Raw genomic sequence first — 8,989 nt, 5'->3', positions numbered from 1 at the left:
CATCAGTATCAACATCTGTATCAACTACTAGCTTACAGGCAAATACCGTGATTCAGAAAGCATCAGAAAATACTTCAGGCGCTACCACAAATAATCAGTCTGTCGAGCACATTGATGTTGATGAACTAGTAGACAAAGTACACCATAAACTGATGCAGCATCTCACCATAGAAAGTGAGCGGAGGGGATTAACACAATGGCATTAACAGGGTTTAATAATCTAGCCCAAAAAACAGCAGAGTTAGATAAATTAACTATCCTCAAGGAGCAACCAGGAAAAAAATGGCAGGTGGTTTTTCCAGAAAACAAACCAATGCCTCTATTCAATCCTAATGAAATTAAAATTACCAAGACAACCAAATGGCGTAATGAAACTATCAAAAACCGCGATCGCGGTGATACTAAATTTATTGGTGGGGATCCAGCAACCCTGACTCTTGAACTATTTTTTGACACCTACGAGGGACTACCGGAAAGTACATCCGGGGGCGGCAGTTCTGCCCTCAAACGAGTTGCATCGGGAACGGCAACAGCGGCTTCGTCTTTAACTGGTGTGTATGGATTATCAACACCCAATGCTGTAGATGTTCGAGAGTATACCAATAAGATTTTTGAGTTGACTCTGATTGATTCTGATTTAAAACGTCCCCCTGTATGTGAACTCTGGTGGGGGGCATTTAACCGGATTTTTAAGGGGTATCTCGGACAACTAACCCAGCGCTTTACTATGTTTACGCCTAATGGGATGCCAGTCAGAGCCGCCCTCAACTGTACCTTCCATCAGTTCATCCCTGAAGAGGACGAGGAACGGGGAAAGGGCAGTTCTCTAGCACGGGATGACGACCCAATCCACGTTGTCCGACGTGGAGAAACCCTGAGCAGCATTGCGGGTGTTGAATATAATGACCCCAGCGTCTGGCGAGAGATTGCCAAGGCTAATGGGATTACTAATCCCCGTAACCTGACACCAGGTCAAGTTCTGACCATCCCGGTACTTAATCTAACCTCAAATTAACCATGGTCTCGACAGCTCCTCAAACCAGTAGCAATAGTACCGCTACCTCAGTCCCTAGCTTCAGAATTGTGATCAGCGGACAACAGTTGCGGTCTGATGTGATGGCAGTAATTGTGGATGAAAACGTTAGTACTCCCACTATGTTTACCATCAAGCTTGCTAACTGGGACCAAGAAAACCAAGAGTGGATGGATGAGCAACTGTTTAAACTAGGCAGTGAGGTAGAGATTTTTATGGGCTACGGGGGTAGTGCAGGGAAACTGCAAAAATTGATGATCGCTCAGATCACCGGTCTGGAACCACAATTTGCCCATAAGGAAATTCCTCTGTTGACAGTGCGCGGCTACGACTACAGTCATCGATTGCTTCGGGGTTACAACACTCGCTCGTTTACTAAAAAGAAAGACAGCGATATTGCTAAAGATATTGCCAAACAAGCCGGTCTCAAGTATGGGGGAGTAACCACAAAGGTGGCTTTGGACTATGTACTACAGCATAATCAAACAGACATGGAATTTCTTCAGAGCCGTGCTCAACGACTGGGTTATGAGGTAGTGGTTCAAGATAAAACACTATATTTTCAGCCCCATCAGGATAAATCCAAGTCAGTGTTGACTCTAGTTCAAAGAAAGGATTTGCTCAGTTTTTCGTCCCGACTGACCAGCTTGACCCAGGTGGGACAGGTGGAGGTACACGGTTGGAACCCGAAGGACAAGAAAGCCTTCATTGGGCGAACCAACCCTAGTTCTAGTAGTAACAACAGTGGTGCTAAGGCTGTAGATCAGGCTTTAGGTAGTGGGAAAAAAACCACCGAACGTTTGTATCGCCCTGTGTTCAGTCTAGCGGAAGCTGAGCAAATCGCTCACGGGAGATTTAAGAACATGGGTCTAGAATACATCAGTGGGGAGGGTTTGTGTGTCGGACGCCCTGACTTGCGAGCAGGTACCGTTATTACTATCCAAGGGGTGGGTAAACAGTTTAGTGGTGACTACTATGTGACATCCACCATCCATACCTATTCCCATAAACGAGGGTATCGCACAGCATTTAAGGTGAGGAGGAATGGGACGTCATGAGCTTTTATAGGGAGATGGGGAGATGGGGAGATGGGGAGATGGGAACCCACCCCTAACCCCTCCCAGGAGGGGAATATGGGGAGATGGGGAAATACTATACAGTACGGCGGTTTGGATAACTATCAGGTATACAGGATTGTTTTCCCTCTTGCCTCTTGCCTCTTGCCTCTTGCCTCTTGCCTCTTGCCTCTTGCCTCTTGCCTACCCCTCCTGGGAGGGGTTAGGGGTGGGTTCCTCTTGTCTCTTGCCTATTCCCTGCTCCCTGCTCCCTGCTCCCTGTTCCCTAAAAATATGTACTTAAAAAGTCGCAAACCCCTATATCAATTATGACAAGCATAGATTTACTAACTAATTTGCTAGGTTCCCCTGAAATAAGAGGTCGTTTCTATGGGGTTACGGTGGGAGTAGTGACTAACAATAGTGATGAGGAAAACTTGGGGCGAGTCAAGGTCAAGTTTCCTTGGCTCTCAGATGATGATGAAAGCTATTGGGCTAGGGTATTAACTCCCATGGCTGGTAATGACCGTGGTATTTATTTTTTGCCGGAAGTGAATGATGAAGTGCTGGTAGCGTTTGAACAAGGTGATATCAATTTTCCCTATATCCTAGGGGGAGTATGGAATGGCAAAGATAAACCACCTGAGTCTCCTGAAACAGATAAGCAAGATAGTAATAAAAAGACGATTAACAAGCGTACAATAAAATCAATTAGTGGTCATATTATTCGCTTAGATGATACTAAGGATGAAGAAAAAGTTGAGGTGATTTCCCATAATCAACATACTATCCGTTTAGATGATACTAAGGACAAAGCCAAAATCGAAGTAATTGCTCAAAGTGGTCACACTATTCGCTTAGATGATACTAAGGATAAGGAAAAAATTGAAGTAATTGACAAAACTGGCAAAAACAGCATCATTATTAATACTAAAGATAATTCGATTACAATTGAATCTAAAGAAGGTAAGCTTAAGCTCGGTGGTAATGGTATCGAAATTATTTCCGAGGAAGGTATTAAAATAACTGCTAAAAAAAACCTGGATATGAAGACAGATGAGTCATTTAAAGTTAATGCTAATGGTAGCAAAATTCAAACTAAGAATGAGATGCACTTTGAAGCTAGTAAAGAAGTTAAAATTAAAGGAAGTGAGGTACTGATTAATTAACCTTAATGTAAGTTTTATGGAATAGGAAAAATCATGGGTCAACCAGTAGCCAGAGAAGGGGATTTAATAGTGACATCTTGTACGCACCAAGTCCAGGGTCAACCACCTGCTCCTGCGTCGCCAATTGTAGCGCCAATGCCAATTCCTTTCCAAGGAAAGTTCGATCAAAAGTTGAGTAAAAAGGTCAAAATTGGTGGTAAACTTGTGGCCTTAGAGGGGAGCCAGGGTAAAACCCAAGCACACCCACCGATACCGCCACCAGGAACGTCACCGATTAAGTTTGTCAAGGAACCTAACAAAACAGCTGAGATTACCAAGGGTAGTTCCTCTGTGAAAATTGAGGGTAAACCAGTGGCGCGCATTGGTGACCCAGTTAAGACCTGTAGTGAATTACCCCCTCCCCACGGCACGGTATCTCCTGGGCCTGGTAAGCCGACGACGGTATTTATTGGCGGTTGATAAGGAGATGGAACCATGACGACTACTGATTTTCTCGGAGTGGGATGGAGTTTCCCCGTAGTACTCGACCCAAATAAACAAATCGAAATGGCGGAATATGAGGATAGTGTCCGCCAGTCGATTTGGATGATTCTGAGTACTGCTCCAGGAGAACGGCTGATGCGCCCGGATTTTGGCTGCGGTATTCATAATTTAGTATTTGCCAGCAACAGCGCTGGGACAGCTGGACAGTTAACAGTGGAGGTACGCCAATCCTTGACCCAGTGGGAACCGCGCATTGAGGTTCTAGATGTAGGTGTCTACCCCGATGAAACCCAATTTAATCGTCTCCTGATAGAAATAAACTACCAGGTGCGACGTACTAATAATCGCTTTAACTTAGTTTATCCATTCTATTTAGACTATTAATTTGGGATGTGGGGTGTAAGGCAAAAGGCAAAAGGCAAAAGGCAAAAGGCAAAAGGCAAAAACAAAACGCAAAAACAAAACGCGATGTTCCTTTGGAACCGCTTCGCGAACGCAATCAAATTAATCAATCGGTTAATCCAATGGTGGGCAGTGCCATAAAACGCGAACGCAATCAAATTAATCACTGTGATCCACTGCCCACCCTACATCAACAACTGCTCTAGCTTCCCTCTTATTAAGGGGGACGGGAGGGGGATCCCAACGGGGGATTAGTAGATTGATCCAAAACCCACCCAGTGATTAATCCGATGGTGGGCAGTGCCACAAAACGCGATGTTCCTTTGGAACCGCTTCGCGAACGCAAGCAAATTAATCACTGTGATCCACTGCCCACCCTACATCAACAACTGCTCTAGCTTCCCCCTTATTAAGGGGGACGGGAGGGGGATCCCAACGGGGGATTAGTGGATTGATCAAAAACCCACCCAGTGATTAATCCGATGGTGGGCAGTGCCACAGAATGCGATGTTCCTTTGGAACCGCTTCGCGAACGCAATCGTAAGGTGGGCAGTTCTACTCCTCTGGCTTCCCCCTTCCGCGCGGGGGACGGGAGGGGGATCCCGACGGGAGGTTGGGTGCATTGAGGCAAAACCCACCCAGATTAACCCGATGGGGGGCAGTGCCTACCAAGCTGATCCCATTCAAATTAATCACTCTGCTCCACTGCCCACCCTACTTCTACAAAACCCGTACGCAACCAGATTAATCCGATGGTGGGCAGTGCCTACCAAGCTAATCCCATTCAAATTAATCAGTCTCAAGCACTGCCCACCCTACATCTACTATCTCCCCATCTCCCCATCTCCCCATCTCCCCATCTCCCTACTCCCTACTTTCTTATGCAAGCTCCAAAGATTGATGAACGTAGCTATAAAGACATCGTTGCCTATACGGAGGTGTGCGCTAAGGCGTTCACAGACTGGCGTCCTTTGCCAGATAACAAGCCGGATGCTGGTCGGTCACTAATTCGTATTTTTAGTCATCTGGCAACGATAGTCGGCGATCGCCTTAATCAAGTCCCGGATCAAAACTTCCTCGCCTTTCTGGATTTGATTGGCACTAGCATTGGACCACCCCGACCAGCACGAGTACCCTTGACGTTTTATTTGGCAACTGGTAGTACAGAAGCCTTAGTTCCTGCTCAGACAGAGGTGGCAGCACCGCCCACAGAAGGAGAGGAAGAAGAGGTTATTTTCGAGACTGAGCGTGATTTAGTCTTGACCAATGTGCAGCTGCAAGCAGTGTTTGTGCGGGAACCGGAACAAGACCGCTATAGCGATCGCACTAAGCCAGGGACGGGTCAAGAAGATGCTGCTTTTCTAACCTTTGCAGGAGATCAGCCCATTGAACATTCCCTCTATTTGGCTTGTGACCACCTGCTGACCTTACCTGAATCGAAAACTCTGACGGTAACTATTGACTCTCCTAATGCAGTTGGGTTAGCAGCAATACCAATTACTTGGTTTTACTGGAATGGTGAGGTCTGGAAACCAATACTAGGAATTATTGAGGGCTTAGAGGTTCAAATTGGCTCTGGTGAAGTTATCGTCCAACCAGGAAAGGCGATAGATTATCAAGGTCAAGAGATTAATCTCAATCAGATATACTCCTTGCCTTGGAGTCCTAATTCTAGTCAAACTAGGCTAGTAGTAATTTCCTACAGTGACTCAGAACCAGTAGTGGAACTGATTGAGGAGACGGATACTAGCAAACCAGCCAATACTCATATCCGTTTGGCCCGTCTAGACATTGACGACCAGAACCAAATTAGCAAGTCGTTCCCAAGCTTGACTAATTCAGGTAACAGTCAGTGGCAGGTGTCGATGGAGAATCTGCCAGTCCCCAGTCAGGATAGTATTAATGGAATCAATGCTGCCTGGCTTAAAGCTCAGCTTACCAATACTCCATTACCTCCACCTCAGTCATTGCCTGGGATCAATCAGATTAGTGCCAGTGTCGAAATTAATGGCAGTGATGTAGTACCAGAGTTGTGCTTTTTCGATACCTATGAACTGGATCTGAGCAAAGATTTCTACCCCTTTGGTGAGGAACCTGGTTTCAACGATACCTTTTATCTGGCTAGTCAGGAAGTTTTATCTAAACCTGGAGCCGAAGTTACCATTAATTTGGTTTTAAGTAGTGATGCTCCACCGGTTAATAACACTGGAGGTGTGGAAGTCCGCTGGGAAGTCTGGAATGGTAGTACTTGGCAGATAGTTAAACATAATACTTCTGGGGACTCTGCTGCCAACTTCACTATTGGCGGTGCATTTACTTTCACCCTCCCTGACCAAATGGAACCGCAGCCAGTGAATGGGGAAAGTAATTATTGGCTTCGTGCTCGGATGATCAGGGGTAATTATGGTACTGAGGAAGCTACCGCAGAACAGACCAGTACCACACTCCACCCATCTCGTGCCGCTAGCACCACACTCACTCAAGCTGTTAGCAGTGGAGACAATACGCTACGGGTCAGTAGCGCTAGTGGCTTTCAATCTAATGACTCTATTGTGATTGGGGCAGAAACTAGTCAACCGGAATATGCGGAAATTAGTAGTATTAGCTCTAATACCCTAACTCTGACCAATACTATCTATTCCGACCATGCTAGTGGAGCAACAGTCGAACTTTTTGAACAAGAGGTTAGCAGTGGTATCAACACCATCAAGGTAGATAGTGTCAGAGGTTTTTTGCCTAGCGATCGCATCCGGATTGATCCAGGTACTGACAAGCAAGAAGACTTGGAGATTGCTAGTATCAATTTCAACCAGAATACCCTCACCCTGACGAGCAACCTCACTCAATCTCATCCAGTGGAAACGAGTGTAGTACTCCTACCAGCCTCAGCTTTAGCGCCACCAGTGGTAAAATCCCTCACCCTAAGCTATAGCTACAACTCTGGTGATTCCCCTCTCTCAGCTTGCTTGACCTACAATGATTTCACCTATGTAGATTGCACCACTCAAGCTAACCAGGATGGCTCGCCCTTTGAGGCTTTTACTCCCACTCAAGACCTGAGACCCACCCTTTACCTAGGCTTTGATGCCCCCTTCGCCAACCGCTCCACCACGATCTATGCCCAGGTAGAACCCCCAGCACCAGGGGAATTGGCCACAAGTCCTACCATAACTCAGCCAGCAGTGATAGTAGCAGAATATTCCAGCCTTGACCGTTGGGTGCGCTTGGGTATTGAAGCTGATGAGACCGCTGCCATGAGTCAACCAGGTTTAGTCCGATTTATTGGACCAACTGACTTGACAAAGCAATCAGAATTTGGTAATGACTTATATTGGCTGCGACTTCCCTGGCAAGGGGGTGATTTTAGAGTGCCACCCCGACTACGGCGGTTGCTGCTGAATACAACTTGGGCAACCCAGGCAACCACCATTGAGAATGAAATCCTCGGTTCAAGTAATGGGAATCCCCATCAGACCTTTTCCACCCTGGAATTTCCTGTATTAGAGGGTCAACAACTAGAGGTCCGGGAAGAGGAAGAAACGGATCTACAAGAGGAGGTGTGGGTAGTTTGGCAACAAGTATCAGATTTCTATGGTTCCGGACCAGAAGACCGTCACTATATTTTCAATCACCTGACGGGAGAAGTAAGCTTTGGCAACGACCAACAGGGAAAGATACCTGCCCTAGGTAGCAACAATATCCGTATGGTTTACTACCGCACAGGTGGTGGTAAACAGGGTAACAAACCAGCTCACACCATCACTGAGCTAAAGACCACAGTGCCTTATGTAGATAGTGTCACTAACGTAGAAGCTGCTAGTGGTGGAGCCGATCAGGAGTCTCTAGAGTGGGTTAAGGAACAAGGACCGAAGACATTGCGCCATCGGTACAAAGCTGTAACTGCCGAAGACATTGAAGATTTGGTCTACCAAGCATCCACTGATGTAGCCAGGGCATGGGCAATGACTCCTGAATTTAACCCAAAAGACTTACAGTGGTTGCCAAACTACTACCTGCCGTTGGAGCAATCAGGGACGATCACGGTCAGTTTATGGTCCCAGGGTAATGATCCCCCAACCAGCTATCAGCTGCAGGTCAAGATTAATGGTCCAGGACAGACGATAGCCTATGACGAAAAAATCTTTACCTCTGACCAATCTAGCGGACGGGAACTGATTTACCCAGTCACACCCAGCCAATTCAGTCTTGGAAGGGAATGGTACGTGACTATGGTCAACTTGGGCGATGTTAACATTAGCGGTGATGTCACCATCGAGTACCCTGATGGTTCTCTGACAGGAAATTTCAACCTACCCCCCAAGAGCACAAGTAACCATGCTGACAATAGCCCTTATCTAAACAGAGGAGATATCGGTCAAGTAGAACTGATTATTCTACCGGATTCTTCAGCACCCCAACCTACTCCCAGTCTTGGTTTGCTTAACTTAGTAGAGGAATACATCCTGGCTCGCTGTGCCCCCACCCTAGACCTGCGAGTGACGGGACCCTATTGGGTAGAAGTTACAGTCACAGCTGAGGTTGTACCCCTCTCCTTAGACCTTGCCGAAACAGTTGTAATTGCGGTCAACGATGCCCTGAACCACTTTTTACATCCCCTGACTGGTGGAGTAGAAGGTCAAGGCTGGCCTTTTGGTCGTCAGCCCCATAAATCAGACCTGTATCGGTTAATCGAATCCGTTCCAGGTGTGAATTATGTTAACTATCTCTCCATTGACCTCGCCGAAATACCTGAGGAACAAAAGAACCGATTTCTAATCTATTCCGGTGACCATCAGATTACTTTGGATTTTTGAGGGAGTAGGGAGTAGGGAATCGGGAATCGGGAA

The 8,989-nt window shown here is 46.5% G+C and carries 9 protein-coding genes; all 9 read left to right on the top strand.

The window, feature by feature from the left end:
* On the top strand, positions 1 to 206 hold a 206-nt coding region (locus tag F6K52_RS09970), incomplete at its 5' end, for a hypothetical protein (protein ID WP_293076915.1).
* Complete coding sequence (locus F6K52_RS09965) at positions 197 to 1,015, top strand: LysM peptidoglycan-binding domain-containing protein (RefSeq protein ID WP_293076913.1); 819 nt, start codon at positions 197 to 199, stop codon at positions 1,013 to 1,015. The genes F6K52_RS09970 and F6K52_RS09965, both read left to right, overlap by 10 nt.
* Before the next feature lie 2 nt (positions 1,016 to 1,017).
* Entirely contained in the window at positions 1,018 to 2,091 is a 1,074-nt protein-coding gene (locus F6K52_RS09960; protein WP_293076911.1) for a contractile injection system protein, VgrG/Pvc8 family, read from the top strand.
* A gap of 30 nt (positions 2,092 to 2,121) precedes the next feature.
* Entirely contained in the window at positions 2,122 to 2,421 is a 300-nt protein-coding gene (locus tag F6K52_RS09955) for a hypothetical protein (protein WP_293076909.1), read from the top strand.
* On the top strand, positions 2,418 to 3,257 hold the full coding sequence (locus F6K52_RS09950; RefSeq protein ID WP_293076907.1) for a phage baseplate assembly protein V: 840 nt from the start codon (positions 2,418 to 2,420) through the stop codon (positions 3,255 to 3,257). Before F6K52_RS09955 ends, F6K52_RS09950 begins: the two co-directional genes overlap by 4 nt.
* Positions 3,258 to 3,290: 33 nt before the next feature.
* On the top strand, positions 3,291 to 3,716 hold the full coding sequence (locus tag F6K52_RS09945; RefSeq protein WP_293076905.1) for a PAAR domain-containing protein: 426 nt from the start codon (positions 3,291 to 3,293) through the stop codon (positions 3,714 to 3,716).
* Positions 3,717 to 3,731: 15 nt separating this feature from the next.
* Positions 3,732 to 4,124 carry a GPW/gp25 family protein gene (locus tag F6K52_RS09940; protein WP_293076903.1) on the top strand — a complete coding sequence of 131 codons (393 nt, stop codon included), beginning with the start codon at positions 3,732 to 3,734 and terminating at the stop codon, positions 4,122 to 4,124.
* Between the two features lie 8 nt (positions 4,125 to 4,132).
* Positions 4,133 to 4,348 carry a hypothetical protein gene (locus F6K52_RS09935; RefSeq protein ID WP_293076901.1) on the top strand — a complete coding sequence of 72 codons (216 nt, stop codon included), beginning with the start codon at positions 4,133 to 4,135 and terminating at the stop codon, positions 4,346 to 4,348.
* 546 nt (positions 4,349 to 4,894) lie between these two features.
* The gene (locus F6K52_RS09930) at positions 4,895 to 8,956 is read left to right on the top strand and encodes a baseplate J/gp47 family protein (RefSeq protein WP_293076898.1); all 4,062 of its coding nucleotides are present in this window, start codon (positions 4,895 to 4,897) and stop codon (positions 8,954 to 8,956) included.
* Positions 8,957 to 8,989: the final 33 nt, after the last annotated feature.

Origin of the sequence: Moorena sp. SIO3H5, assembly GCF_010692395.1 — a bacterium.
GTDB lineage: Bacteria > Cyanobacteriota > Cyanobacteriia > Cyanobacteriales > Coleofasciculaceae > Moorena.
This window is presented reverse-complemented; position numbering and strand designations above follow the sequence as displayed.